Raw genomic sequence first — 24290 nt, 5'->3', positions numbered from 1 at the left:
TCTCCGTTTCACTCCTCGCCCAGAACGCGGGAACCGCCGACGGGCAGGTCCCACAGGTCCTCCCGTGGCAGCCCCGCCTCGTGCCACGCGGCGCGTACGCGGGTGAGCGGCTCCATCACCGGTTCCGCCGACAGGACGAAGGTGCCCCAGTGCATCGGCGCCATCCGCCGGGCCCCGAGGTCCTGGGCGGCCCGGACCGCCTCCTCCGGGTCGCAGTGCACGTCGCGGAGCCACCAGCGCGGGTCGTAGGCGCCGATGGGGAGCAGTGCGAGGTCGATGCCGGGGTGGCGGCGGCCGATGCGCGAGAACCAGTGGCCGTACCCGGTGTCGCCGGCGAAGTACACGCGGCGGCCGTCGGCGTCGGTGAGGACCCAGCCGCCCCACAGGGTGCGGCAGGTGTCGGTGAGGCTGCGCTTGGACCAGTGGTGGGCCGGTACGAAGTCGAAGCGGACCGTGCCCAGCCGGGCGCCCTCCCACCAGTCCAGCTCGGTGACGCGGGTGAACCGGCGCCGGCGGAACCAGCGGCCGAGCCCGGCCGGGACGAACACCGGGGTGTCGCGCGGGAGTCTGCGCAGCGTCGGGGCGTCCAGGTGGTCGTAGTGGTTGTGGCTGATGACGACCGCGTCGACCCGCGGCAGGGAGCCCCAGGGGACGCCGACGGGGGTTACGCGGGCCGGGGTGCCGAGGATGCGGCGGGACCAGACGGGGTCGGTGAGCACGGTGAGCCCGCCGATGCTCACCACCCAACTGGCGTGTCCCGCCCAGGTGACGGCGACGGTGCGGGCGTCCACGCGGGGCAGCGGCCCGGGTGCGTACGGCAGCCTGGGGATGTCGGCCAGGCCCTCGGGGCCGGGTCTGACCGCGCCCTCGCGGGCGAATCTGGCGAAGGCCTTGAGTCCGGGCAGCGGTGCGGTCAGGCGGTCGTGGAAGGTCCGCGGCCAGAACCGGCGTTCGGCCAGCGGCCGGGGCTCGGCCAGGGGCGGGAAGGGGGTGTCCGGGCCCGGCGGTGTGGGGGCGTGCTGGTCCTGGACGGGCGTGGTGCTCGCGGTCGGCCGGGGCTGCTGCGTCATCGGGGAGGCTCCCATCGCTGAGCGTCGCGGAGATCGCCGAAGACCGACTTCAGGCCGATCAACGCGCCTTGCACGTGCGGAAGTTCCAACGGATCGGGAGAGGTGAGGCATTCCGCGCGCCGCTCGTCGGTGTCGCCCGGGAACGGGCCGGTGGACAGCCGGACGCGCAGCGCGAGGAGGTCGTCGCCGAAGCGGTGGCCGCCGGGGGCGGGCATGCCGAGCCGGGCGGTGAGGAAGTCCTCCAGTTCCTGGGCGTCACCGACGCCCCGGGCGCCGAGCGCCTCGCGCAGCGGGCCGAGGTCGGCGTACAGGTGGCGGCCGGCCTGCGGGGGCCGGGCGGTGGCGCCCGCGGCGACGACGGTGGCGTGCACGGCGGCGGCCAGGCGCGCGTGCAGGCGTACGGCGGCCGAGCGTCGGGCGGTGACCGGCTCGGGTTCGGCGAGCGCGTACCCGGCCGCGGCGGCGAGGGGCGCGGCGACGCGGGCACCGAGCGCGGTGAGGACGTCGAGCACGCGTGCGTGCAGGCCGTTCCCGGCGGCCGAGGCGGGGAAGCGGGCGATCGCGGCCGGCCAGCCCGGCGGCAGCAGCGCGCCGGCCAGGTCGGTGACGACGGTGACCCGATCGGGCAGCATCTCGGCGGGGCTGAGCAGCACCGTGGCGTGCGGGTCGTGCAGCGTGTCGCGCCAGGTCTCGTCACTGACCAGGTGCAGTCCCTCGCCCGCGGCGGCCTCGACGGTCTCGTGCAGCAGCTCGGGCGGCGCGACGGTGCCGGTGGGGTCGTCGGCGACGGACAGCACGAGCAGGCGCGGGTCGCCGCCCTCGGCACGGATGCGGCGCACGGTCTCCAGGAGGGCGTACGGATCGGGAACGCCGCCCGACTCGGCGGGGGTGGGTACGTGGAAGACGGGCCGGCCCAGCAGCCGCGCGTACGGGGCCCACCAGGCGGCGCAGGGGCGCGGCACCAGGACGTCGCCGCCGAGGGCGGCGGTCAGCGCGAGCAGCAGGGCGTTGGCACCGGGGGCGGCGGCCGCGTGGTCCGGGGCGGTGGGCAGGCCGCGCCGGTCCCAGTAGCCGCAGGCGGCGTCCAGGAGGGCCGGAGCGCCTCCTGCGGGTTCCTCGTGGGCGCGACCCGCGGCGGCGGCGAGGACGGCGGACAGTTCGGGCAGCACCGGAAGTCCGTCGCCGGGCAGGTGGGGGCCGCGGCGGACGGTGCCGTGGTCCTCGGGGGCCGGGCCCACGCTCGTCTGGGCGGGCTCTCCGCCCCCGGGCGCCGCGGGGCGTTCGGGGACGTCGCCTTCGGGGTCCGTCCACCGCATGGTGCCTCCGCAGTCCGTGGTGCCGAGTCCTGCCGCCGCCGGGGCGCGGTCCGCCTCGCGGCCGTGCTCCGGTCGCGCTCCGGTCGTGCAACCAAGTACCCACCGGGCCGCCCGGCCATTGCTCCGGCCCGCGTCGCGTCCGTCACCGTGCCGACCGGTCCGGGCCGGCCGCGGGTCAGTGGTCCCGGGTCTCCCCGCGCAGTCGCAGCCGCAGCCGGTACGCGGCCCCGCCGAACGCACCCGCGATCAGGACGCCGCCGGCGGCCAGGGCGGGCACGGAGTCGGTGAAGGACCCTCCCGTGCCGGCCTGCACCCCGTGGTCCGCCGTCCCGTCGCCGCACGGCGCGCCCCAGGTGGTGGGATCGGGGCACGGAGGCCGGGTCGTGCAGGGCGTACCGTGCCCGCTCGTCCCGCCGTCCCCGCGCGCGGTGGAGAGGCGGGACGGCACGGCATCGCCGGCGAGCGCGGACCCGGCCTGGGGGACGGCGCCGTCGTACGGGACGGGCGCCTCGCCGGAGGAGGACTTGCCGTCCGGCACCGCCTCGGCGTCCGGAACGGCGGCCTCGCCGTCCGGCACGGTCTCCTCGTACGGCATGGCCTCGTCGCCCGGGACGGCTTCGTCGCCCGGGACCGTCTCATCGTCCGGCACGGCCGGCTCGGCGTACGGCACGGCCGGCTCGGCGTACGGCACCGGCTCGTCGCCGGGTACGGCGGCCCCGTCGCCCGGTTCGGCCGGCTCCTTGCGCGGCACGGCCGGCTCGTCGTGCGGGGCGGCGGACGGGGGGCAGGAGGGCTCGGGGGTGGCACTGCCCCAGGAGCGGGTGGGCTTGGGGGTGGCGGTGCCCCAGGAATGCGTGGGCTTGGGGGTGGCGGTCCCCCAGGAATGCGTGGGCCTGGGGGTGGCGGTCCCCCAGGATCTGGTGGGCTCGGGGGTGCCGCTCTCCCGGGACACGGTCATCGCCGCGCTCCACGGCCGGCCGTCACCGCCGGCTCCCCCCGGGCAGGTGCCGTCCACGGTCGACGGCACCTCCCGGCCCGCCGCGTCCGGGTCGCTCCCGAGGTCGCCCGCGGAGGCCGTGCGCGCGGTCCCCCGGTAGGCGGTCCCGCCGTCGCCGCCCTTCACCCTCAGCAGCGCGACGGTGCCCCCGTCGAAGGCCGGCGAGACCGCGTCGAGGGCGTCCGGGGCGGCCGCGACGGCCGGGCCGCAGTCGACCGAGACGGTGACGGTGTCCCCCGGTCCGACGGCGGCCGGGCTGACCTCGGCGGCGGGTTCACCGGTACCGGCCGGCCGTGGGGTGCCGCCCGGGTCCGCCGCGCCGGATCCGGCGAAGACACCGAGGGCGGCACTGGCCAGTACGGCGGCGGACAGGACACGCGGGGTGCGGCGCATGGGTTCGGGCTCCTTCGAGCGACGGCTGCGAGGGCGCGGCACTCGCGCCCTCGGCCATCACAGCCCGCCCGGACCGGTGGCGCGCGCCGCCGTGCGCCGTTCGCGGGACCGGGGGGCCCGTGCGGGTGAGGAACACGTTTCGTACCCGCCGCCGCAAAAGCCGGGTCAGGCCGCCGGGTCCCGCAGCACCTGCTTGCGCACCCGGTCGCAGCACCGGCTGATCAGCCGGGAGACGTGCATCTGGGAGATGCCGAGCTGCTCGGCGATGCGGCTCTGGGTCATGTCGTCGAAGAACCGCATGTAGAGGATGGCGCGCTCCCGCTCGGGCAGGGCGGCCAGCCGCTTCCCGACGGCCACGCGGTCCACGACGGTGTCGAGGGCCGGGTCGGGGGCACCGAGGCCGTCGGCGAGCGAGTAGCCGTCCTCGCTGCCGGGGACCTCGGCGTCCAGGGAGAGGGCCGTGAAGCTGTCCAGGGCCTCCATGCCCACGCGGACGTCCTCCTCGCCCAGACCTGCGTGTTCGGCGATCTCGGCGACGGTGGGGCTGCGGCCGGAGGTGGTCCGGGAGAGGTCCTGACCGGCGACCCGGACACGGTTGCGGAGTTCCTGGACCCGGCGCGGCACGTGCAGGGTCCACATGTGGTCGCGGAAGTGCCGCTTGATCTCGCCGGTGACGGTGGGGACGGCGTAGCTCTCGAACGCGCTGCCGCGCGTGGGGTCGTACCGGTCGACGGCCTTGACGAGGCCGAGGGCGGCGACCTGCCGCAGGTCCTCGTAGTTCTCGCCGCGGCTGCGGAAGCGTCCCGCGATCCGTTCGGCCATGGGCAGCCAGGCCTCGACGATCCGGTCCCGGACCGCGTCGCGCTCCGGGCCGTCGGGAAGGGCGGCGAGGCGCCGGAAGGCGTCCGCCGTGTCGGGGGCGTCGTCGTGGGGGTGCTTCGTACCGGCTGGGATCGGCATGCGCGCAGCTCCTTCGGAGTGCGGGGGCCTGTCGTGGCGCCGGACGGAGGTCCGGGCGACGCGGGCCGGCACCGGGGCTCGTGGGGCTCTCCGGGGCCGGGGCGGGCGCCGGTGGTGCGACGACACGGCCCTGCGTTCGGGCGGTCACCGTGGGAGGGCGTCCGGGGCCCGGACGGACGCGTCCGTGGCGGCGTCGCGCCGCTCCCACGGACGTGCCTCCTGTCCGAAGCACTGAACCTGCGCCTGCCCCCGCACCCCGGCCCCAAACATCCCGGCGCGGCCGGGTCCCGGTACGGGCGACGCAGCCGACGGCGACCGCGGCGGGTGGTGGCGCGGGCCGGGTTGCCCCGCCCCGCCGGACGAACCCGGGGTGCCTGCGGCCGCACGTAGCGTGTCCGCGCGAATCCGGCCCGACGTGTCCGGGTGAATCCGTGTCGGCCGTCGGTGGCCGGGTACGCGGTCCGCACCCCCTGAGGATGTGGAGGGAGACATGCAGCGAGGCAGTGACCGGATGAGCGTCCACCGCGACGACGAGATGAAGCACGAACTGCAGGGTCTGCTCAGGTCCGGGCGCCCCACCCGCAGTGAGGAGTGGAACGACCCGGAGCCGACCGCCGAGGACGATCCGGAGGTCATGCACGGGCCGGTGACGCCGGGCCGCGGGCCGACGTACCTGGAGGCGCTCCGCCTGGAACTGGCCCGGAACCTGACCCGGGGCACTTTCCCCGCGGGTCCCCGGGAGCTGGGCCGCGCCCTGCGCCGCGGCAACGCGCCCGACGCCCTCGTCGAGGGCATGGAACGCCTGCCGGACAAGGCACGCTACGACAACGTCCAGGAACTGGCCGTCGCCCTGACCGAGAGCGGTGGGCCCGAGGGCGCGTAGGCGCCGGAAAGGGCGGGCCGTGATGGCCGAGTACGTGAGGGACGTCATGACTCCGGGTGTGGTCGCCGTCCGCCCGGACTCCTCCCTCGTCGAGGCGGCGCAGCTGATGCGCACGCAGAACATCGGTGATGTGGTGGTCGCGGACGGCCAGGAGGTCGTGGGAGTGCTGACCGACCGGGACATCACCGTGCGGGCCGTGGCGGACGGCACCGACCCCATGGCGGTGAGCGTCCGCGCGGTCTGCACCCCCGATCCGCTGACGGTCTCCCCCGGTGATCCGGTGGCGGACGCCGTCACGCTGATGCGTGAGCACGCCGTGCGCCGGCTGCCGGTCGTGGAGGACGGGCTGCCGGTGGGGATGGTGAGCCTCGGCGATCTGGCCGAGGCCCGGGACCCCGCCTCGGCGCTCGCCGACATCAGCCGCGCGGAGCCGGACGCGAGGGACGGCACCTGACAGCGACCCGCGGGGCCGCGGCCCCGCGACCGAACGTGACACGCGCGCCGGCCGGCGCCACCCGCCGGCGGGCGCAGAAAGGAAGACGAACCACATGCGCATCGCATTTCTGACCGCACCCGAGGGCGTGGAGCAGGTCGAGCTGACCGAGCCGTGGCAGGCGGCGAAGGACGCGGGCCACGAGCCCGTGCTCGTCTCCACGCAGTCCGGTGAGATCCAGGCCTTCGACCACCTCGACAAGGCGGACACGTTCCCGGTGGACGAGGTGGTGGGCGACACGTCGGCCGACTCGTTCGGCGGGCTGGTCCTGCCGGGCGGCGTGGCCAATCCGGACTTCCTGCGGATGGACGAGAAGGCCGTGGCGTTCGTGAAGGACTTCTTCGAGCAGGGCCGGCCGGTGGCCGCGATCTGCCACGCCCCGTGGACGCTCGTCGAGGCGGACGTCGTACGCGGACGGGTGATGACCTCGTGGCCCAGCCTGCGGACCGACCTCGGCAACGCGGGCGCCACCTGGGTGGACGAGCAGGTGAAGGTCTGCGACCACGGCAACAACATCCTGGTCACCAGCCGGAAGCCGGACGATCTCAAGGCGTTCTGCGAGACGTTCCTCGCGGAGTTCGCCAAGGCCGGCTGAGCTCCGGCCGTGCACGGGCCCGGCCGGCCGCGCGTTCCCGACGTGTGGGCCGGCCGGGCCCGTGCGCGTTCGCCGCACGCGGGCACCGCCGGGCCGGTGGCCGGGGCCGCGTGCTTCAGGCGCCGGGGGCGGCGCTCTCGCCGGAGGTGCGCTCCCGGGCGCCCTCGCGGGTGCGGCCCGCGGCGACCGGACGCCGGGGGTTGCGGCGCAGCCATTCGCCCTCGAGCTGCGCCATGCGCTCGTTGTGGGCCCGCAGTGCGTCGTTCGACCCGTACAGCAGGGTGTCGTGGCGCGTGCGGTGGATGGTCTCCAGCTCCTTCATGAGCTGCTGGTCGTCCAGACGGCCCGGGTCCACTCCGGCCGGGGCGCCGTCCCGCGTGTCGTGTTCGTTCATGCGGTCCGGGTACCCGCCCCGGAAGCACTACCACCCCCGAGCGGCATCCGGGAGGGAGCCATGGAACTCGCCTTTCTGCATCCACTCTACGAACACCAGGGGCCCTGGGCCTCCGTGTACGTCGACCTCTCCCAGCACACCGAGGACACACCCCACGAGCGTGAACTGACGGCCGCCGCGGTGGCCCGGGAGCTGGCCGCACAGGGCGCGGACGACGCGACCTGCCGGGCGGTGCGGGAGGCCGTGGACGGACTGCGCCACTCCAGCGACCCGCACGGGCGGGCGCTGTTCGCGCGGGCCGGCGAGGTGGTGCTCGACCCGCCGCTGGCGCGTCCCCCGCAGGGGGGCACCGAGGCCCACTGGGCGGCGCTGCCGCGCGTGGCGCCGCTGCTGGAGCTGGCGGGCGAGGATCCCGTGTGCGTCGTGGCGTACATCGACCGCAAGGGTGCCGACTTCGAGCTGCGCAGCGCGCTGGGCAGCCGGGACGCGGGCTCGGTGACCGGCCGGCCGTGGCCCGTGCACCGCACGAGCAGTTCCGACTGGTCGGAGCGCCACTTCCAGCTGCGGGTGGAGAACACCTGGGAGCACAACGCGGCGGAGATCGCGGACGCGCTCGCCGTGTGCCAGGAGGAGACGGGTGCCGACCTGCTGATCCTGGTCGGTGACGACCGCGAGCGGCGGTCGGTGCACGAGCGGCTGCCCAAGCGGCTGCAGGACCGGGTCGTGGAAGCCGCGCACGGCGCGGGCAGCCGGCTGCTGGACGCCGACGTGGAGCGGCTGCGCGAGGACCACGTGCGCTCGCGGGCGCGGGACGACCTGGACAGGTTCCTGGCCGCCCGCTCACCCGACGGCGAGGGCCGGGCCGCCGCGGCGGAGGGCGTACCGGCGCTGATCGATGCCGCCCGGGAGCACCGCATCGACGAGCTGCTGATCATCCCGGACGGTCCCGACACCCACCGCGAGGTGTGGATCGGCGAGGACGCCGACCAGCTGGCGGTGCGCCGTACGGAGCTCAGGACGCTCGGCGAGCAGAACTCCTGGTCGGCCCGCGCGGACGACGCGCTGCTGCGGTCGGCGGTGATGACCGGTGCTCCGGCGATCTCGGTGACGGCGGCCCGGTCGCAGGAGGAGGCGGCGGACGACGCGCCGGTGGGCGGCCTCGGCGCACTGCTGCGCTGGCGGTGACGCCCCCTGCCCCGGCCGGCTACCGGGCCCGCTCCACCCGCCGTTCGTCCCAGACCGGCTCCGGCGTCTCGCGGACGCGGCCGTCGCTCCCGAAGACGAGGTAGCGGTCGAAGGAGCGGGCGAACCAGCGGTCGTGGGTGACCGCGAGGACCGTGCCCTCGAAGCCCTCCAGGCCCTCCTGGAGGGCTTCGGCCGACTCCAGGTCGAGGTTGTCGGTCGGCTCGTCGAGCAGCAGGGCGGTGACGCCCTCCAGTTCCAGCAGGAGGATCTGGAAGCGGGCCTGCTGGCCGCCGGAGAGCCTGTCGAAGGTCTGCTCGGCCTGCTGGGTCAGCTCGTAGCGGCGCAGCCGGGACATCGCGGCGCCCCGGTCCTGGGCGTGTTCCTTCCACAGGATGTCCAGGAGGGTGCGGCCCAGCAGCTCGGGATGCGCGTGGGTCTGCGCGAAGTGGCCGGGCAGCACACGCGCGCCGAGTTTCCAGTGGCCGCTGTGGGCCACGTCGTCCCCGGCGAGCAGGCGCAGGAAGTGCGACTTGCCGGAGCCGTTGGAGCCGAGGACGGCGACCCGTTCGCCGTAGAAGACCTCCAGGTCGAAGGGTTTCATCAGGCCGGTGAGTTCCAGGTTCTCGCAGGTGACCGCGCGGATGCCGGTGCGGCCGCCCTTCAGGCGCATCCGGATGTCCTGCTCGCGGGGCGGCTCGGGCGGCGGCCCGGCCTCCTCGAACTTGCGCAGCCGGGTCTGGGCGGCCCGGTAGCGGGAGGCCATGTCGTGGCTGTTCTCGGCGGCCTGACGTAGCGTCAGGACCAGTTTCTTGAGCTGCGCGTGCTTCTCGTCCCAGCGGCGGCGCAGCTCCTCGAAGCGGGCGAATCGCTCGCGGCGCGCCTCGTGGAAGGTGGTGAAGCCGCCGCCGTGCACCCAGGCGTCGGCGCCCGCGGGGCCGGGCTCGACGGAGACGATCTTCTGGGCGGCGCGGGCGAGCAGCTCCCGGTCGTGGGAGACGAACAGCACGGTCTTGCGGGTCTCGGCCAGCCGCTCCTCCAGCCAGCGCTTGCCCGGCACGTCCAGGTAGTTGTCCGGCTCGTCGAGCAGCAGCACCTCGTCGGTGCCGCGCAGCAGCGCCTCCAGGACGAGCCGTTTCTGCTCGCCGCCGGAGAGCGTGCGCACCTGCCGCCACTGGGCCTTGTCGTAGGGGACGCCGAGCGCGGCCGTGGTGCAGATGTCCCACAGCGTCTCGGCCTCGTACCCCTGGGCCTCGGCCCAGTCGGCGAGGGCCTGCGCGTAGCGCATCTGGGCGGCCTCGTCGTCGACGGTCATGATGGCGTGCTCGGCGGCGTCGACGGCGCGCGCGGCCTCGCGGATGCGGGGCTGCGCCACCGACACCAGCAGGTCGCGCACGGTCGTCTCGTCGCGCACGGAGCCCACGAACTGCCGCATCACCCCGAGCCCGCCGCCGACCGTGACGGTCCCGCCGTGCGGCTTGAGCTCCCCGGCGAGCAGGCGGAGCAGGGTCGTCTTGCCCGCGCCGTTGGGTCCGACGAGGGCCACGACGGCCCCCTCCCCCACCCGGAAGGAGACGTCGCCGAGCAGCGCCCTCCCGTCGGGGAGGTAGTACTCCAGGTGCGCGGCTTCGAGATGACCCATGGGAACGGATTGTGCGGCTCGGGCCGCCTGCCGGGCAAATACGTTTCCGCCGGGACCGGCGGTACCCGGACGGGTGCGGTTCGCCACCGGCAGGAAAAGGCGTCCGCCGGGTAGGCGGGAGGAATGAGCCCCGATGTAGACCTCACCGTCCCGACGCCCGGCCCGCACCCGGTCCGCGACGGCCTGCTGCGGCTGGACCAGCGCGTGTTCGAGGCGGTCGCCGCCCGGCACTGGCCCGGCGCCGACCCCCTGCTGCCCCGGCTCAGCCGCGGCGCCAACCACGGCGTGCTGTGGTTCGCCGCCGCCGCCGCGCTGGCCGCGGCCCGCACGCCGCGGTCCCGGCGCGCCGCCGTCCGGGGTCTCGCCTCGCTGAGCCTGGCCTCCTTGACGATCAACACCCTCGGCAAGCGCTCGGTCCGCCGCCCGCGGCCGGTGCTGGACCCGGTGCCGGTGGTCCGGCAGCTGAAGCGGCAGCCGATCACCACGTCGTTCCCGTCGGGGCACGCCGCGTCGGCCGCCGCGTTCGCGGCCGGCGTCGCGCTGGAGTCGCCGGCGTGGGGCGCCGCGGTGGCGCCGGTGGCCGCCGCGGTGGCCCTCTCGCGGGTCTACACGGGTGTGCACTTCCCGAGCGACGTGCTCGCCGGGGCGGCGCTGGGCGCGGGCGCGGCGTTCGCCGTACGGGGCATGGTGCCGACCCGGGCCCAGCTCATCCCGCCGGCCAGGCCGCGCGCGGAGCTGCCGGCACTGCCCGGGGGCGAGGGCCTGGTGATGGTGGCGAACACCGCCTCGGGCACCGCGGACCGGGTGCGCGCGCTGTGCGACGCGCTGCCCGGGGCCGAGGTCGTCGAGAGCGCGCCGGAGGACGTCGGCGCCGAGCTGGAGAAGGCGGCGGGCCGCGCCCGGGTGCTCGGCGTCTGCGGCGGCGACGGCACCGTGAACGCCGCCGCGGAGATCGCCATGCGGCACGGCGTACCGCTGGCCGTGCTGCCGGGCGGCACGCTCAACCACTTCGCCTACGACTTGGGCGTGGAGGACGTCAAGGACCTGTGCCGGGCGCTGGAGGGCGGGGAGGGCGTGCGCGTGGACGTCGGCCGGTTCACCTCCGGCCGGAAGCGCGGCATCTTCCTGAACACCTTCAGTCTCGGCGTGTACCCGGAGCTGGTCCGCGAGCGGGAGCACTGGTCGCCCCGGATCGGCGGCTGGCCGGCCGGGGTGCTCGCGGCGGTGCGGGTGCTGCGCGCCGACCGGCATCCGCTGGAGGCCGAGGTGCAGGGGCGCAGGCGCCCGCTGTGGATGCTGTTCGCGGGCAACGGCACGTACCACCGGATGGGCCTCGCTCCCGGCCGCCGGCTGGACCTGGCGGACGGGCAGCTGGACATCCGGGTGGTGCACGGCGGCCGCCGGCCGGCCCTGCGGCTGCTCTCCGCGGCCCTCGCCGGGCCGCTGACCCGCTCCCCCGCCCACGCGGCGGTGCAGGTGAGCCGGCTCCGGCTGACCGGTGTCGCGCCGGGCACGCTCCTGGCGTACGACGGGGAGATCACCGAGACGCAGGGCGATCTGACGCTGGAGAAGCTGCCCGAGGCGCTCACCGTCTACCGGCCGCTGACGGGCACCCGGTCCTCCCACCCGGCCTCCTGACGCGGCGACGATCTCGCCCGACGGAGCATCAGACCGCATACTGAGACGCCGGTCTCATCATGTGGTGCACGGGCGTACGGTTGGTCCTGCCGCCGGGCGGGGTCGCCGTACCCCGCGCACCGGGGCGTCGGGCAGTCGCGCAGAGGGGATCGGCCATGTCCAGACCGCAGGAGACCGCCGTGTACACGCACGGACACCACGAGTCCGTGCTGCGCTCGCACACCTGGCGCACCGCCGCCAACTCGGCCGCCTACCTGCTCGGCTCGCTGAAGCCGCACATGAGGATCCTGGACATCGGCTGCGGCCCCGGCACCATCACCGCGGACCTGGCGGAGCTGGTGCCCGACGGGCACGTGACGGGTGTGGACCGGTCGCCGGAGATCGTGGAGCGGGCCCGCGCCACCGCCGCCGCGCGGGGCCTGCCCAACACCGCCTTCGCGGTCGCCGACGTGCACGCCCTGGACTACCCGGACGACACGTTCTGCGTGGTCCACGCCCACCAGGTGCTCCAGCACGTGGGCGACCCGGTGCAGGCGCTGCGGGAGATGAGGCGGGTGGTGCGGCCGAACGGGTTCGTCGCCGTGCGCGACTCGGACTACGGCGCCATGACCTGGTATCCCGCCTCCTCCGGCATGGACGGCTGGCTGGACCTGTACCGCAGGGTGGCCCGCGCCAACGGGGGCGAACCGGACGCGGGGCGCCGGCTGAAGGCCTGGGCTCTGGAGGCCGGGTTCACGGACATCACGGCGACCTCGGCCACCTGGACCTTCTCGACGCCGGACGAGCGGGAGTGGTGGAGCGGCCTGTGGGCGGACCGTACGCTGGCCTCCGCGTTCGCCGAGCGGGCCACGGAGGGCGGCCACGCGACGGCGGAGGAGCTGCGGGCCGTGTCGGCGGCCTGGCGGGAGTGGGGCCGCCGGCCGGACGGGTGGTTCGCCGTCCTGCACGGCGAGATCCTGTGCCGGAAGGAGGCCTGACGGACGGCCGGGGGTGGGGGCCGCCGCCCCGGGAGGCTCACTCCCGGGGCAGCAGCGGTCCCAGTGGTCCGAGGTCCAGGTTCAGGTCCTCGGGCCGCAGCCCGTAGCGGTCGCGCAGTTCCGTCATGCGGTCGTCGAGCAGCATCAGGGTGAGCCCGATCCGCTCCTCCTGCTCCTCGCTCAGGTCGCCCTCGTCGACGCGGCGCAGCGCCTGGCGCTCCATGAGCTGGCGCAGCAGCTCCACGACGGTCAGCACGAGTTTGATCAGGTCGCGCTCGACCGTGTCGGGGTCCAGGTCGAGGTGCTTGCGGCGTTCCGGTTGTTCGCTCACGTCAGTCCCCGAACGGCGACGGCACGTTGCGGTTGACCGAGCTGATCAACGCGTTGAGGTCGATACGGACCAGGTCGACGTCCGCGATGCGCAGCGTGATGTCGCCGGTGATGACCACGCCGCCGGCCAGCAGCCGGTCGAGCAGGTCCACGAGGGCGATCTCACGCCGTTCGACGACGGTCATGACTCCTCCCCCGCGACCTCGGCGTCCGCCGTCCTCCCGCCGGCGGTCTCCGCGCCGGAGCCCCGCTCCTCGGCGGCTTCGTCCCCTGCGAAGGAGTAGGCGGCCCACGGGCCGGTGAGTTCCACGCGCATGCCCGGGGTGTCGTCCTTCGTGCGGTCCACCATCTCCACGAACTCCTCGGACACGTCCCGCGGCACCAGATAGGCGGCGTTGAGGACGTTCCGTCCGGCGGCGCCGGAGAGGGCGGGGTTCTGCGGCGCGTGCAGCCGTGCGTCGTCGGCCCGGTCGGACAGGTTCGCGTGCAGGCGCGTCGCGAATTCCTCGGCCCGGGTCCACTGGTCCTCGTGCGCCCGTGTCCGCATGCGCCGCTGCCGCAGGTAGTCACGGCCCGTGGCGGGCTTCGGCTCGGGCTCCGCCGGACCGTTCCGCTGCCCGGATTCCGTCTCGACGTACACCTTCACACCCCATTCGACCCGGCCCTGGAGCCGGTCGAGGATGCGCCGGAAGTCGTCCTCCCGCTCCTCCAGCATCACGCGGACGCCGCTGTCGTCCCGGAAGACGGTGGCCAGCCGGAGCGGCAGCGGCGTGGTGACGACGGTGAGCGCGTCGACGACCTGCTGGTGGGCGCGGGCGGTCCCGGCGAGCCAGTCCATGTTCTCCAGGCGGGCCCGCAGCGCCTCCTCCGAGAAGTCGGCCTCGGGCACGTGACTGACCACGGCGACCAGGCCGTGATGGGTCAGCAGCCTGGGCGGGTCGCCCGCCACCCCCGCCAGCTGGGACTGGAGGGGGACGTCGAAGGGCCGGCAGACGGCGTAGACGTACCGCAGTGCCGTCATCGCTCCTCCTCCCTCGGTACGCGTCCCGCCTCCAGCTCCCGCAGCCGCTCACGCAACTCCGCGTTCTCCCGGGTCAGTTCGTCGCGCCGGGCGCGCGACGAGAGCGCCGGGTCGCTCTCCCACCAGTCGATGCCCATCTCCTTGGCCTTGTCGACGGAGGCGACGATGAGCCGCAGCTTGATCGTCAGCAACTCGATGTCGAGCAGGTTGATCCGGATGTCGCCCGCGATGACGACGCCCTTGTCGAGCACCCGCTCCAGGATGTCCGCGAGATTGGCGCTCTGTCCCTGGCCATAGGGGTCGGGCAGCCGGCTGGGAGTGGTCATCGACTGCTCCCGCGGCCGGCGTACTCGTCCTCGTCCTCGTACTCACCACGGGACTCGTACTCGCCCTCGGCGTCGGCGTCGCCGCCGTCCTCCTCCTCCTCGTACTCTCCCTCGGGCTCCTCCTCGTAGTCGTCCTCGTCCGCGGGCTCCCCGGACTCCTCGGACTCCTCGGGCGCCTCCTCCGCCTCTTCCTCCTCGGCTTCCTCCTCGGCGTACGGAGCGTCCTCGTCGTCCTCGTCGTCGTAGTGCTCGTCGTCCTCGTAGGCGTCCTCCGCCTCGTCGGACTCCTCGGGCTCGCCGTCCTCGTCCTGCTCGTCGTCCTCGCGGGCCTCGGGCTCCTCGTCCTCGCGGTCCTCCTCGCCCTCCTGGCCCTCCTCCTGCTCCTGCTTCTGCTCCTCCTCCAGCGCGTCCTCGTGGCTCCGGACCACCTCGCCGTCGCGGATCTCGCCGCGCCAGCCGTCCTCCGCCTCGCCCTTGAGGGTGATGTGGCGGACGAAGTTCTTCAGGTCCAGCCGGGCCCGGCGGCCCTGGGCGCGCCAGATGTTGCCGGTCTTCTCGAACAGGCCGCTCGGGTAGTACTCGATGACCAGGATGACGCGGGTGAGGTTGTCGGCGAGCTGGTGGAAGCTGACCACACCCTTGGTGGTGCCCTTAGCGCCCTCGGACGTCCAGGAGATCCGGTCGTCGGGCACCTGCTCGGTGGTCTTCGCCTTCCAGCTCCGGTTGGACCAGAAGACCTTCAGCTGCCAGTCGGAGGTCGTGTCGTCGGCGCGGTTCGCGCTCTTGACGCCCTTGGCGAAGGTGCTGAAGTCCTGGTACTGCGTCCACTGGTCGTAGGCCGTGCGCAGGGGTACGCCGACATCGACGTACTCGATGATGACGGTCGGCTTCTGACCGCCGCCGCCCTTCTTCCTCCCCTTGCCGCCGCCCAGGTTCTTGAAGGCGCCGACCACGTTGTCCTTCACCTTGCCGGCGCCGACCTCGAGCGCGGCCCGCATCGGGCTCTTGCCCTCGGCGAGCTTGCGTCCGCCGTCGAGGGCGAGCTTGGCGAAGCCGGGGCTGTTGCCGTCGGCTATGTCGTTCAGCTTCCCGGTGGTCTCGCCGAGCTTGCGGCCGACGCCGGTGAGCAACCGTGTGGCCTGGGCGGCGAGGTAGTCCTGCACCTCCGCCTTCAGGCGGTCGGCCGCCTCGCTCTGGGCCACGTCGGTGAGCGGGTTCTTCTTCGCGGCCTTGCCTGCCGTGGAGGCCGCGGATCCGAGGGTGTCGGACATCACTCACCACCGCCCTTCGCCTGCCGGGACCCGGCGCCGCGGGCGGGGGCCTTCTTGCCGGCCGCCTTCTTGGCGGGCTGTGCCCGCTTGGCGGCCGTCTTCTTCGCGGGCGCCTTGGCGGCGGCCTTCTTGGCCGGCCTCTTCGCGGGTGCCTTCTTCGCCGCCCCGCGGGCCGTCTCGGACGCCTTCTTCACGGGACGCTCGCGGCGGCGCCCGGACTCCTGCGATTCGTCCGGCTCGTCCGCCTCGTCCCGCCGGTCCTCGTCCCGCCGGTCGTCGTCCCGCTGCTCCTCGTCCTCGTACTCCGCGTCCTGCGAGTCCTCGGAGTCGCGGGATTCGCCGGAGAGCTGGCCGCGCACCTCGGCGGTGCGCCCGTGGAGACGGTCGGCGAGCGCGCCGATCTGCCGCTCGACCATGGCTCCCGAGGCGGCCTTGCCCACGCCCCGCAGATCCGTGCGCAGCTGGTCCCCGATCTCCTTGAACTGCGGATTGTTCTGCAGCTGCGTGGAGACCAGTTCCGCGATCCCCTTCGGGGTCAGATTCAGCTTCTTGCCGGCCACCATGGTGCCCACGGCGATCGCCATTTTGAGTTTCTTCGTACGTCCCAGCAGATAGCCGGCCCCTACTGCGAGGCCCAGTCCCGTTCGATTCATGGCGCCGTCCCCTTGCCCAATCCCGCGCTGTAACGCGTAGCGATCTCCAGCCGGTCCAGGAGCACGTCCTCCTCCTGGTCGAACTCCTCCTCGGTGATCTCCCCGGCCTCCAACCGCTCCTCGAGACGGGCGAGTTCGGCCCGGACAGTGGAGGGGTCGTAATAGATGCGCTCGGCCTCGGCGAGCACTTGCCTGATGGCCCAGCCGCCGCCGCGCGCCGGGGCGAGCGGCAGCAGGAGGATCTCCGAGAAAAGTCCCACTGTCGTCACCCCGCTCCGGCGTCCGCGCCACCGGCCGCGGTGCCCGCGGGCTCGGCCGGGCCGGGCTCGACGAAGCTGTACGGCGGCAGCGGCCCGTTCACGCGCACCTCCAGGTGCGGCATCTCCCTGCGGGCCCGCTCCACGGCGGCCAGGAACTCCTCGGCCGACTCGCGCTTCACCAGGAACGACACGTTGGCGAGCCATCCGGTGGACTCGGGGCCGACGCTGACGGCGTCGGCGGCCGGCTGCAGGGCGCGCTCCAGCGCGGTGCCGTCCTCGGACTCCTTGTCCTTGACGGCGGCGGCGACCATCTCGCCGAGCCGAATCTTGTCCTCGTAACTGCCGCCGCCCGACTGCCGGTTGGACTCCGCGAGGGCGCGGATCTCCGGGTTGTCGGCCATCACGTGGTGGAGCACGGCTTCCTCGACATGATTGGCCTTGATGTTGTACTCGACCCGGTCGTCCAGGGCCCGCAGACGCTCCTGGTAGTGCTCGGCCCGCTCGGCCAGTACTCCGGTGACCGCGTTGTCGTCCGGTGCGACGCTGCCGAAGCGCATGGGCAGGACACAGCCGGCCGCCCCGGCCTCACTGAGCACGTTCTGGTGGGCGAGCAGTTCCCGGCGCTTGGGGCGCAGGTCCTCGGGCGCGTCGCTGACGACCGCGGCCAGGTCGCCCTCCTTGAGGATGCGCACCTCCCGCGGCGGCGCGCCGACGCCCGTCAGCCCTTCCGGAAGCGCGGGGTGGGACCCGGCGGTGATGCCGTAGACGTACGTGCTCACTCCTGCTCCTCCTTACGGCGCGAAGACGCGGTCTTGCGGGCGCGCGGGCGCGAGGACGTCTCCCGCTCGGAGCCGCTCTCGTCACGGCCCTGCTTGAACGCGTCCGAGATGGTCTCGGCGGCGCCGGACAGCGCCCCCTTGGACTTGCCACGGGCACCGGACTCGGTCATCTCACCGACCAGGTCGGGCAGGCCCGGGTCCTTGCGCGGACCGGCCTCCAGGTCGAGCCGGTTGCACGCCTCGGCGAAGCGCAGATAAGTGTCGACACTCGCGACGACGACGCGGACGTCGATCTTGAGGATCTCGATGCCGACCAGGGAGACGCGCACGAATGCGTCGATGACGAGCCCCCTGTCCAGTACGAGCTCGAGAACGTCGTAGAGGCCGCTGCTGCCGCCTCCGCCGCCGGTCTGTTGTGCCGGAACCACAGTCATGCCGGCTGTCCCTCCATTCGTTCCGTGGGTGTGTGTGCGTGGGTGCCGGACGGGCGGTTCAGCGCCCGCCGCGGGCGTCGGCCCGTCCCCGCTCGTAGCGCCGGACCCGCCGGTAGCCGGTGAGCTGCCCGTCCGGGTCGAGTTCGACCACGTAGCTGCCCATCAGGCTCATCGTGTCGGGCACGCGCTCGAGCTCGAGGACCTCGACCTCCAGCGACCAGCCCTCCTCCGTCTGCTCGAAGGACGACACGGATTCCGCCGTCATCCCGGTGAGCTCCGCGAGCTGTGCACGCGCCTCGCGGAGGATCTCCATCGGCCGGGGCCGACGCGCCTTCGGTGCCTGTTGCGTTTCCTGTGCGTCCTGTGAGTCCTGTGACTTTTGAGAACTCTGTGTTTTTCGTGAACTCTGCTGTCGGGTCTGTGATTCGGACGTGTTGTTCGTGTTCGACATGGCCACCTCTCCCTCCCGTGTGGCCGCAAGTGTGTTCGCCAAACCTCCACGGGCCCATGCATGTGCCACACGTCCGCGCAACCGGAGCGGCCGTCGTCCCGGCCGTGCGGCGCTCAGCCGCGCAGGGTGTCCAGCCGTCTCCGGGCGGGGGCCAGGGACCGCGCGCGGCTCATGGTCCCGGCCCAGGGCCGGGTGCGTGCCTGGTCGACGGCGTCCGCGACGGTCCAGCGGCGGGCGTGCAGGCCGGGGTCGTCCAGCTGGTCCCACGACAGGGGGGTCGCCACCGGCGCGCCGGGCAGCGCCCGGACGGAGAAGGGCGCCACCGCGGTCTGTGCGTAGGCGTTGCGCTGGATGTCGAGGTAGAGCCGGTCGCCGCGGTCCTTCTTGCGGGCGGCGGTGGTGAGCCGGTCGGGGTGCGCGGCGGCCAGGGTGTCGGCGACGTCCCGGGCGAACTCCCTTACCTCGTCGTGGTTCTGCTCGCCTTTCAGAGGGACGATCACGTGCAGGCCGCGGGAGCCGGTGGTCATGAGGGCCGAGGGGAGCCTCAGCTCGTCGAGCAGGCCGCCCAGCAGCCCGGCCGCCTCGCGGACCCGCGGGAAGTCGTCACCGGCCGGATCGAGGTCGAAGACCATCCGGTCCGGCCGGTCGGCGCGCCCGGCCCGCGACTGCCAGCGGTGCAGGGTGAGGGCGGCCTGGTCGGCGAGGTACACGAGGGTGGCGGTGTCGTCGCAGACGGTGTGGTGGACGGTGCCGCCCTCCTTGGCCACCTCGACGCGGGGGATCCAGTCCGGGTAGTGCTCGGGGGTGTTCTTCTGCATGAACCGGGGGCCGTCCACGCCGTCCGGGTGCCGCTCCAGCATCAGCGGGCGGTCCCGCAGGTGCGGCAGCATGAACGGGGCGACGGCCCGGTAGTAGTCGACGAGGTCGCCCTTGGTGTACCCCTCGGCGCCGCCGTTCCCGTCGCGGCCGTCCCCGGCGGGGAACAGCACCTTGCCGGGCCGGTGCACCTCCACGGTGTGCCGGCCGGCCCGGACGGTGCGTACGGCGTCACGGCTCACGCGACGACCGCCTCCCCCACGAGCAGCCGCCCGGCCGCCGCGATGGAGTCGGCGTCGATGCCCGCCGCGCGCAGCTGCTCGTCCGGCGACGCCGAGCCGGGCATCGTCCGTACGGCGAGCCGGACCAGGCGGGGCACCGGCCGCCCGTCGGTGAAGGCGTCGAGGACCGCGTCGCCGATGCCGCCCTCCTCCCGGTGGTCCTCCACGGACATCAGGCAGCCGGTCTCCTCGGCGGCCCGCCGCAGGGTGTCCCGGTCCACCGGCTTGACCGAGTACAGGTCGATCACGCGGACCGCGATGTCCTCCTCGGCGAGGGCGTCGGCCGCGGCCAGCGCTTCGTGCACGGTGTCGCCCGCCGCGACGACGGTCAGCCGGTCGCGGTCCGAGGAACGCAGCACCTTGCTGCCGCCGACGGGGAACTCCTCGTCCGGCCCGTAGATCACCTTGCTCTCGCCCCGGGAGGTGCGCAGGTAGCGGATGCCCTCCAGCTCCGCCATCCCGGCGACGAGACGGGCGGTCTGGTTGGCGTCGCACGGGCAGAGCACGGTGGAGCCGTGGATCGCCCGCATCATGGCCAGGTCCTCCAGGCCCATCTGGCTGGGCCCGTCCTGGCCGATGGCGACGCCCGAGTGGGAGCCGACGAGGTTGAGGTCCGAGCCGCTGATCGACGCCATGCGGACGAAGTCGTAGGCACGGGTGAGGAAGGCGGCGAACGTCGTGGCGTACGGCACCCAGCCGCGGGCCGCCATGCCGACGGCTGCGGCGACCATCTGCTGCTCGGCGATGTAGCACTCGAAGTAGCGCTCGGGGTGCTTCTTGGCGAAGAACTCGGCGCGGGTGGAGTCGCCGACCTCGCCGTCGAGGGCGACGACGTCGCCGCGGGCGGTGCCGAGCGCGGCCAGCGCCTCGCCGAAGGCGTTGCGGGTGGCCAGCTCGTCGCCCTTCTCGTAGCGGGGCAGTTCGAGCCGGCCGGAGCCGGCCGAGTGCAGGGCGCGCGCGGACGGCGGCTCGTGCACGCGGACGGTGAGGTCGCGCGGGCCGCCGAGTTCCCCGATCGCCTCGTCGGCGTCCGGCACCGGCTTGCCGTGCTGGCCCTCACGGTCCTCCACGGCCTTCACGCCCTTGCCCTTGAGGGTCCGGGCGATGATCGCGGTGGGCTGGCCCCTGGTGGACAGTGCCTCGCCGTAGGCGCGGTCGACGGCGTCGACGTCATGGCCGTCGATCTCGATCGTGTGCCAGTCGAAGGCCCTGAAGCGGCGGGCGTAGGCGTCCAGGTCGTGGCCGTGCCGGGTGGGACCGCGCTGGCCGAGCCGGTTGACGTCGACGATCACGGTGAGGTTGTCGAGGTTCTCGTGTCCGGCGTGCTCGGCGGCCTCCCAGACCGATCCCTCGGCCATCTCGCTGTCCCCGCACAGCACCCACACCCGGTAGTCGGAGTGGTCCAGCCGCTTGCCGGACAGGGCGATGCCGACGCCGACGGGCAGGCCCTGGCCCAGCGAACCGGTGGCCGTCTCGACCCACGGGAGCCGCTGGGGTGTGGGGTGTCCCTCCAGGCGGCTGCCCAGCTTGCGGAAGGTGAGCAGTTCCTCGTCGTCGATGGCGCCGGCCGCCTTGTAGGCGGAGTACAGCAGGGGCGAGGCGTGTCCCTTGGAGAGGACGAAGCGGTCGTTGCCGGGGTGGGCGGGGCGCTGGAAGTCGTAGCGGAGGTGGTTGGCGAGCAGTACCGCCATCAGGTCCGCGGCGGACAGCGAGGACGTCGGGTGCCCGGAGCCCGCGGCGGCGGCGGCGCGCACGCTGTCGACGCGCAATTGCTGTCCGAGTTCGACGAGTTCACCGGTGTTCATGAGTCTCCTTCGTAGGGTCCGTCGGTGCGTTTGACGGGACCGGGGGCGATGCCGGGGCCGGGCGGCGGCTGGTCGGCCGGCGGTTCGGGTCCGGGGTCGGCGGGACCGGTGGCGGAGCGGGTCGGGGCGGAGGCGCCGGAGGACGGCGGCCTGACACGGCCGCCGGCGGCGGGCCGGGGCCTGCCCCGGGCTCCGGCCGGACCGGGCTTGGTCCGGACGCCCGACGGTCCGGGCTTGGGCGCCCCGGCCGCACCCGGCCTGCCCCGCCCGCCCGCGGGGCCGGGTTTGGGGGGAGCCGGCTTGGGGGGAGCCGGCTTCGGCGGGCCGGGCGCGGCCGGCGCCTCGGCGGGCCGGCCCCCCGCGGGCTCACCACCGGGCTGATTCTTCGCGGGCTCACCACCCGGCTGGCCCTTCGCGGGCTCACCACCCGGCTGGCCCTTCGCGGGCTCACCACCCGGCTGGCCCTTCGCGGGCTCACCACCCGGCTGGTCCTTCGCGGGCTCACCACCCGGCTGGTCCTTCGCGGGCTCACCACCCGGCTGGTCCTTCGCCGGCTCACCACCCGGCTGGCCCTTCGCCGGCTCACCACCCGGCTGGCCCTTCGCGGGCTCACCACCCGGCTGGTTCTTTGCCGGCTCACCGCCCGGCTCGGGGCCGCTGCCGGCCCGTCGGCTCGCCGGGGTGTCGCCGCTCGGCGTGTCCCGCCCGGGGCCGGCGTGGGGCCGGTCCGACGCGTCACCGGGCCCGGGGCCCGTCGTCGTGTCCTCCGTCCGGCGCGGCGCCGCCCCCGCCGGGACCCGTGCCAGCTCGGGCGACGCCGATTCCAGCGGCACCGACCAGGACCGTACGAGACCCAGCTGCACGGCCTGCCGGGGCAGTACCGCGTCCAGCAGCCAGTCCGCCGCGACCCGGACGCGGTTGCCCGGCATCGCGGCGAGGTGGTACCCGCGGGTGACCGCGCCCGCCGCCGCGCCGGACAGCGGGACGCCGAGCGGGTTGGCCGCGGCCTTGGCGCCGCCCAGGTCCACGACGAAGCCCAGGTCACGGTGGCGGTAGGGCCGCCGCTCGCCGCCGATGCCGAGCGACGCGGCGACGTTGTGGGCGCAGACCTTGCCGTGCCGCCAGGCGTGCTGCGCGGTCATCGGCGTGTATCCGCCGGGGTTGGCCAGGTCCGGCACCGCCGCCACGTCGCCGCACGCGAACAGCTCGGGGCGCCCCGGCACCTGGAGGTGGGGATCGACCAGCAGCCGGCCGCGCTCCATGGGCAGTCCGAGGGACTCCACGAGCGGATCGGGCCGCACGCCCACGCACCACACCAGCGTGCGCGTGTCGACGGTCGTGCCGTCGGTCAGCAGGACCCCGTCGTGGGTGGCCTCCTTCACCGACGTGCCCATCCGCACGTCGACGCCCCGCTGCCGCAGCACCCGCTCGGCGGTGCGGGAGAGCCGTTCGTCCATCTCGGGCAGGACGCGCGGCGCGATGTCGAGCAGCATCCAGCGGGGCCGCATGCCGGTGCGCATCGGGTGCCTGCGGACCTGCGCGTCCGTGTACATCTGGCCGTGCGCGGCGACCTCGGTGCCGGTGTACCCGGCGCCGACGACGACGAAGGTGCACCGGGCCGCGCACTCCGCGCGGTCCCGGGCCGCGGCGGCCAGCTCCACCTGCCGGGTCACGTGGTCGCGCAGGTACAGCGCCTCCGGCAGCCCGCGGAACCCGTGGGCGTGCTCGGCGACGCCGGGAATCGGCAGCAGCTTGTTGACGCTGCCCGCGGCGAGCACCAACCGGTCGAAGCGCAGGGTGCCCTCGCCGCCCTCCGGGTCGGTGTAGTGCACGGTGTGCCCGTCCAGGTCGACGCCGTCGGCCTCGCCGAGCACCAGCCGGACGCGCGGCAGGGTCCCCGACAGGGACACGGTGACCCGGCGCGGTTCCAGGACGCCGGCGGCGACCTGGGGCAGCAGGGGCAGGTAGAGGAAGTAGTCGGTCGGGTTGAGCAGGGTGATGTCGGCCTGGTGCCGGGTGAGCCGGGACAGGGTGCGGGCCGTCCGGTACCCGGCGAAGCCGGCGCCGACGATGACGATGCGGGGTCGGCTCACGGTGCGCCTCCGGGCTGTCGCGTACCTCGTGAGCCTTCCGCGTCCCCTTGGCCGGGGTGCCCAAACGTCGCCGGCGGGCCCGCGCCTCCGGTTTCCCGACCGGCGCCCGGGTACTCGGGGCGGGACCCACCCGCCCCGCGTCCTGGAGGCAGCCCATGCCCGAGTACGGCTATTTCCTCTCCTGCGAGCAGTACGGCCCCGCGGAGCTGATCGAGCAGGCCCGGATGGCCGAGCAGGCCGGGTTCCAGGCACTGTGGATCTCGGACCACTACCACCCGTGGAACGACGAACAGGGGCAGAGCCCGTTCGTGTGGTCGGTGATCGGCGCGCTGTCCGAGGCCGTGTCCCTGCCGGTCGAGACGGCGGTGACGTGCCCGACCGTGCGCACCCACCCGGCTGTGGTGGCGCAGGCGGCGGCGACCAGCGCGGTGATGACGCAGGGCCGCTTCCGGCTCGGGGTCGGCACCGGCGAGGCGCTCAACGAGCACATCCTCGGTGACGCCTGGCCGGCCGCGCACGTGCGCCTGGAGATGCTGGAGGAGGCCGTCCAGATCATGCGCCGGCTGTTCACCGGCGAGGAGGTCAACCACCACGGCACGCACTACACGGTGGAGAACGCCCGCCTGTACACGGTCCCCGAGGAGCCCATCCCGATCGACATCTCCGGTTTCGGGCCGGCGGCGACCGCGCTGGCGTCCCGGGTGGGCGACGGCTACATCACGATGATGCCGGACGCCTCGATGGTGCAGCAGTACCGCAAGGGCGGAGGCGGCGGCAAGCTGGTCAGCGGGGGCACGAAGGTCTGCTACGACACCGACAGGGACGCGGCGGTGCGGACCGTGCACCGGCTGTGGGCCAACGAGCTGCTGCCGGGCGAGCTGGGCCAGGTGCTGCCCTCGCCGAAGCACTTCGAGCAGGCGCAGACGCTGGTCACCGAGGACATGGTGCGTGAGAACCGGGTGTGCGGCGAGGACCCGGACGAGCACGTGGCGGAGCTGAGGAAGTTCGCCGACGCCGGGTTCGACCGCGTCTACGTCAACCAGATCGGCCCCGACATGCGCGGCTTCTTCGACTTCTACCGCACGAAGGTGCTGCCGCGGCTCCAGGAGAGCGGCTGACCGGCGACACCCCTCCGCACACGGCGGCGGCCGCCCCCGGGGCCCGCCGGGGGGCGCCCGCGAGGGCGGGGGGTGCGCACGCCCGGCGGGGGGCGGATAAGCAAAAGCAAAC

At 74.2% G+C, this 24290-nt stretch carries 26 protein-coding genes; 7 read left to right on the top strand and 19 right to left on the bottom strand.

Going from position 1 to position 24290, the window contains the following annotated elements; translation table 11 throughout:
• Positions 1-8: 8 nt before the first annotated feature.
• The 4 genes from ACFWJB_RS31630 to ACFWJB_RS31615 form a co-directional block, all read right to left on the bottom strand.
• Positions 9-1070, bottom strand: a complete 1062-nt coding sequence (locus ACFWJB_RS31630) for an MBL fold metallo-hydrolase (RefSeq protein ID WP_386926508.1) — start codon at positions 1068-1070, stop codon at positions 9-11.
• Complete coding sequence (locus tag ACFWJB_RS31625) at positions 1067-2386, bottom strand: aminotransferase class I/II-fold pyridoxal phosphate-dependent enzyme (protein WP_386926506.1); 1320 nt, start codon at positions 2384-2386, stop codon at positions 1067-1069. Before ACFWJB_RS31625 ends, ACFWJB_RS31630 begins: the two co-directional genes overlap by 4 nt.
• A gap of 175 nt (positions 2387-2561) precedes the next feature.
• Positions 2562-3776, bottom strand: coding sequence for a hypothetical protein (locus ACFWJB_RS31620; RefSeq protein WP_386926504.1), 1215 nt, complete (start codon positions 3774-3776; stop codon positions 2562-2564).
• A 165-nt stretch (positions 3777-3941) separates the two neighbouring features.
• Positions 3942-4736: an RNA polymerase sigma factor SigF gene (locus tag ACFWJB_RS31615; protein ID WP_385462934.1), complete on the bottom strand. Its 795-nt coding sequence runs from the start codon at positions 4734-4736 to the stop codon at positions 3942-3944.
• Positions 4737-5226: 490 nt separating this feature from the next.
• Here ACFWJB_RS31615 and ACFWJB_RS31610 point away from each other — a divergent pair, with 490 nt between their 5' ends.
• From ACFWJB_RS31610 to ACFWJB_RS31600, 3 genes are all read left to right on the top strand, one after another.
• A complete protein-coding gene (locus tag ACFWJB_RS31610) occupies positions 5227-5619 on the top strand; it encodes a DUF2795 domain-containing protein (protein ID WP_385462937.1) in 393 nt (130 codons plus the stop codon).
• Positions 5620-5641: 22 nt separating this feature from the next.
• Positions 5642-6073 carry a CBS domain-containing protein gene (locus ACFWJB_RS31605; RefSeq protein ID WP_386926502.1) on the top strand — a complete coding sequence of 144 codons (432 nt, stop codon included), beginning with the start codon at positions 5642-5644 and terminating at the stop codon, positions 6071-6073.
• Positions 6074-6167: 94 nt separating this feature from the next.
• Complete coding sequence (locus ACFWJB_RS31600; protein WP_385462943.1) at positions 6168-6707, top strand: type 1 glutamine amidotransferase domain-containing protein; 540 nt, start codon at positions 6168-6170, stop codon at positions 6705-6707.
• A gap of 115 nt (positions 6708-6822) precedes the next feature.
• Here ACFWJB_RS31600 and ACFWJB_RS31595 read toward each other — a convergent pair whose 3' ends face one another.
• Positions 6823-7101: a DUF6158 family protein gene (locus ACFWJB_RS31595; RefSeq protein WP_385462946.1), complete on the bottom strand. Its 279-nt coding sequence runs from the start codon at positions 7099-7101 to the stop codon at positions 6823-6825.
• 60 nt (positions 7102-7161) lie between these two features.
• Here ACFWJB_RS31595 and ACFWJB_RS31590 point away from each other — a divergent pair, with 60 nt between their 5' ends.
• Positions 7162-8286, top strand: coding sequence for a Vms1/Ankzf1 family peptidyl-tRNA hydrolase (locus ACFWJB_RS31590; protein WP_386926499.1), 1125 nt, complete (start codon positions 7162-7164; stop codon positions 8284-8286).
• 19 nt (positions 8287-8305) lie between these two features.
• Here ACFWJB_RS31590 and ACFWJB_RS31585 read toward each other — a convergent pair whose 3' ends face one another.
• Positions 8306-9925 carry an ABC-F family ATP-binding cassette domain-containing protein gene (locus ACFWJB_RS31585; protein WP_385462952.1) on the bottom strand — a complete coding sequence of 540 codons (1620 nt, stop codon included), beginning with the start codon at positions 9923-9925 and terminating at the stop codon, positions 8306-8308.
• 123 nt (positions 9926-10048) lie between these two features.
• Between ACFWJB_RS31585 and ACFWJB_RS31580 the strand changes: the two genes are divergently transcribed.
• Both ACFWJB_RS31580 and ACFWJB_RS31575 read left to right on the top strand, forming a co-directional pair.
• The gene (locus ACFWJB_RS31580; RefSeq protein WP_386926496.1) at positions 10049-11563 is read left to right on the top strand and encodes a bifunctional phosphatase PAP2/diacylglycerol kinase family protein; all 1515 of its coding nucleotides are present in this window, start codon (positions 10049-10051) and stop codon (positions 11561-11563) included.
• A gap of 155 nt (positions 11564-11718) precedes the next feature.
• The gene (locus ACFWJB_RS31575; RefSeq protein ID WP_386926494.1) at positions 11719-12540 is read left to right on the top strand and encodes a methyltransferase domain-containing protein; all 822 of its coding nucleotides are present in this window, start codon (positions 11719-11721) and stop codon (positions 12538-12540) included.
• A 37-nt stretch (positions 12541-12577) separates the two neighbouring features.
• On the opposite strand, the gene ACFWJB_RS31570 is transcribed toward ACFWJB_RS31575, so the two are convergent.
• From ACFWJB_RS31570 to ACFWJB_RS31510, 13 genes are all read right to left on the bottom strand, one after another.
• A complete protein-coding gene (locus ACFWJB_RS31570) occupies positions 12578-12871 on the bottom strand; it encodes a gas vesicle protein K (RefSeq protein ID WP_385462960.1) in 294 nt (97 codons plus the stop codon).
• 1 nt (position 12872) lies between these two features.
• Complete coding sequence (locus tag ACFWJB_RS31565) at positions 12873-13055, bottom strand: gas vesicle protein (protein WP_077799359.1); 183 nt, start codon at positions 13053-13055, stop codon at positions 12873-12875.
• Entirely contained in the window at positions 13052-13891 is an 840-nt protein-coding gene (locus ACFWJB_RS31560) for a GvpL/GvpF family gas vesicle protein (RefSeq protein ID WP_385462964.1), read from the bottom strand. The genes ACFWJB_RS31565 and ACFWJB_RS31560 overlap by 4 nt, the downstream gene beginning before the upstream one ends.
• Positions 13888-14217: a gas vesicle protein gene (locus tag ACFWJB_RS31555; protein WP_385462967.1), complete on the bottom strand. Its 330-nt coding sequence runs from the start codon at positions 14215-14217 to the stop codon at positions 13888-13890. The genes ACFWJB_RS31560 and ACFWJB_RS31555 overlap by 4 nt, the downstream gene beginning before the upstream one ends.
• Positions 14214-15488: an SRPBCC family protein gene (locus ACFWJB_RS31550; RefSeq protein ID WP_386926491.1), complete on the bottom strand. Its 1275-nt coding sequence runs from the start codon at positions 15486-15488 to the stop codon at positions 14214-14216. The genes ACFWJB_RS31555 and ACFWJB_RS31550 overlap by 4 nt, the downstream gene beginning before the upstream one ends.
• On the bottom strand, positions 15488-16141 hold the full coding sequence (locus ACFWJB_RS31545) for a DNA primase (RefSeq protein ID WP_386926489.1): 654 nt from the start codon (positions 16139-16141) through the stop codon (positions 15488-15490). Before ACFWJB_RS31545 ends, ACFWJB_RS31550 begins: the two co-directional genes overlap by 1 nt.
• Positions 16138-16401: a gas vesicle protein GvpG gene (locus ACFWJB_RS31540; protein ID WP_385462975.1), complete on the bottom strand. Its 264-nt coding sequence runs from the start codon at positions 16399-16401 to the stop codon at positions 16138-16140. Before ACFWJB_RS31540 ends, ACFWJB_RS31545 begins: the two co-directional genes overlap by 4 nt.
• A 5-nt stretch (positions 16402-16406) precedes the next feature.
• On the bottom strand, positions 16407-17180 hold the full coding sequence (locus ACFWJB_RS31535) for a GvpL/GvpF family gas vesicle protein (RefSeq protein ID WP_385462978.1): 774 nt from the start codon (positions 17178-17180) through the stop codon (positions 16407-16409).
• Positions 17177-17614: a gas vesicle structural protein GvpA gene (locus ACFWJB_RS31530; RefSeq protein WP_385462981.1), complete on the bottom strand. Its 438-nt coding sequence runs from the start codon at positions 17612-17614 to the stop codon at positions 17177-17179. Before ACFWJB_RS31530 ends, ACFWJB_RS31535 begins: the two co-directional genes overlap by 4 nt.
• Before the next feature lie 58 nt (positions 17615-17672).
• The gene (locus ACFWJB_RS31525) at positions 17673-18065 is read right to left on the bottom strand and encodes a gas vesicle protein (protein ID WP_386926486.1); all 393 of its coding nucleotides are present in this window, start codon (positions 18063-18065) and stop codon (positions 17673-17675) included.
• 113 nt (positions 18066-18178) lie between these two features.
• Positions 18179-19123 carry a non-homologous end-joining DNA ligase gene (gene ligD / locus ACFWJB_RS31520; RefSeq protein ID WP_385462987.1) on the bottom strand — a complete coding sequence of 315 codons (945 nt, stop codon included), beginning with the start codon at positions 19121-19123 and terminating at the stop codon, positions 18179-18181.
• Entirely contained in the window at positions 19120-20967 is a 1848-nt protein-coding gene (locus tag ACFWJB_RS31515; RefSeq protein ID WP_385462990.1) for a transketolase, read from the bottom strand. Before ACFWJB_RS31515 ends, ligD begins: the two co-directional genes overlap by 4 nt.
• Positions 20964-23060 (bottom strand): FAD-dependent oxidoreductase, encoded by a 2097-nt coding sequence (locus tag ACFWJB_RS31510; RefSeq protein ID WP_386926483.1) that lies wholly within the window; start codon positions 23058-23060, stop codon positions 20964-20966. Before ACFWJB_RS31510 ends, ACFWJB_RS31515 begins: the two co-directional genes overlap by 4 nt.
• A 155-nt stretch (positions 23061-23215) precedes the next feature.
• Between ACFWJB_RS31510 and ACFWJB_RS31505 the strand changes: the two genes are divergently transcribed.
• The gene (locus tag ACFWJB_RS31505) at positions 23216-24178 is read left to right on the top strand and encodes an LLM class F420-dependent oxidoreductase (protein ID WP_386926481.1); all 963 of its coding nucleotides are present in this window, start codon (positions 23216-23218) and stop codon (positions 24176-24178) included.
• Positions 24179-24290 lie beyond the last annotated feature (112 nt).

Origin of the sequence: Streptomyces sp. NPDC127100, from assembly GCF_042724095.1 — a bacterium.
Taxonomy (GTDB): domain Bacteria; phylum Actinomycetota; class Actinomycetes; order Streptomycetales; family Streptomycetaceae; genus Streptomyces.
The sequence above is the reverse complement of the archived record's forward strand: the minus strand, read 5'-3'. Positions and strand labels throughout refer to the sequence as shown.

What these genes read in the sequence shown, in the direction of transcription:
- ACFWJB_RS31630 (WP_386926508.1), bottom strand. Translation starts at nt 1,070, where the DNA reads ATGACGCAGCAGCCCCGGCCGACCGCGAGCACCACGCCCGTCCAGGAC.
- ACFWJB_RS31625 (WP_386926506.1), bottom strand. Translation starts at nt 2,386, where the DNA reads ATGCGGTGGACGGACCCCGAAGGCGACGTCCCCGAACGCCCCGCGGCG.
- ACFWJB_RS31620 (WP_386926504.1), bottom strand. Translation starts at nt 3,776, where the DNA reads ATGCGCCGCACCCCGCGTGTCCTGTCCGCCGCCGTACTGGCCAGTGCC.
- ACFWJB_RS31615 (WP_385462934.1), bottom strand. Translation starts at nt 4,736, where the DNA reads ATGCCGATCCCAGCCGGTACGAAGCACCCCCACGACGACGCCCCCGAC.
- ACFWJB_RS31610 (WP_385462937.1), top strand. Translation starts at nt 5,227, where the DNA reads ATGCAGCGAGGCAGTGACCGGATGAGCGTCCACCGCGACGACGAGATG.
- ACFWJB_RS31605 (WP_386926502.1), top strand. Translation starts at nt 5,642, where the DNA reads ATGGCCGAGTACGTGAGGGACGTCATGACTCCGGGTGTGGTCGCCGTC.
- ACFWJB_RS31600 (WP_385462943.1), top strand. Translation starts at nt 6,168, where the DNA reads ATGCGCATCGCATTTCTGACCGCACCCGAGGGCGTGGAGCAGGTCGAG.
- ACFWJB_RS31595 (WP_385462946.1), bottom strand. Translation starts at nt 7,101, where the DNA reads ATGAACGAACACGACACGCGGGACGGCGCCCCGGCCGGAGTGGACCCG.
- ACFWJB_RS31590 (WP_386926499.1), top strand. Translation starts at nt 7,162, where the DNA reads ATGGAACTCGCCTTTCTGCATCCACTCTACGAACACCAGGGGCCCTGG.
- ACFWJB_RS31585 (WP_385462952.1), bottom strand. Translation starts at nt 9,925, where the DNA reads ATGGGTCATCTCGAAGCCGCGCACCTGGAGTACTACCTCCCCGACGGG.
- ACFWJB_RS31580 (WP_386926496.1), top strand. Translation starts at nt 10,049, where the DNA reads ATGAGCCCCGATGTAGACCTCACCGTCCCGACGCCCGGCCCGCACCCG.
- ACFWJB_RS31575 (WP_386926494.1), top strand. Translation starts at nt 11,719, where the DNA reads ATGTCCAGACCGCAGGAGACCGCCGTGTACACGCACGGACACCACGAG.
- ACFWJB_RS31565 (WP_077799359.1), bottom strand. Translation starts at nt 13,055, where the DNA reads ATGACCGTCGTCGAACGGCGTGAGATCGCCCTCGTGGACCTGCTCGAC.
- ACFWJB_RS31560 (WP_385462964.1), bottom strand. Translation starts at nt 13,891, where the DNA reads ATGACGGCACTGCGGTACGTCTACGCCGTCTGCCGGCCCTTCGACGTC.
- ACFWJB_RS31555 (WP_385462967.1), bottom strand. Translation starts at nt 14,217, where the DNA reads ATGACCACTCCCAGCCGGCTGCCCGACCCCTATGGCCAGGGACAGAGC.
- ACFWJB_RS31550 (WP_386926491.1), bottom strand. Translation starts at nt 15,488, where the DNA reads ATGTCCGACACCCTCGGATCCGCGGCCTCCACGGCAGGCAAGGCCGCG.
- ACFWJB_RS31545 (WP_386926489.1), bottom strand. Translation starts at nt 16,141, where the DNA reads ATGAATCGAACGGGACTGGGCCTCGCAGTAGGGGCCGGCTATCTGCTG.
- ACFWJB_RS31530 (WP_385462981.1), bottom strand. Translation starts at nt 17,614, where the DNA reads ATGACTGTGGTTCCGGCACAACAGACCGGCGGCGGAGGCGGCAGCAGC.
- ACFWJB_RS31525 (WP_386926486.1), bottom strand. Translation starts at nt 18,065, where the DNA reads ATGTCGAACACGAACAACACGTCCGAATCACAGACCCGACAGCAGAGT.
- ACFWJB_RS31515 (WP_385462990.1), bottom strand. Translation starts at nt 20,967, where the DNA reads ATGAACACCGGTGAACTCGTCGAACTCGGACAGCAATTGCGCGTCGAC.
- ACFWJB_RS31505 (WP_386926481.1), top strand. Translation starts at nt 23,216, where the DNA reads ATGCCCGAGTACGGCTATTTCCTCTCCTGCGAGCAGTACGGCCCCGCG.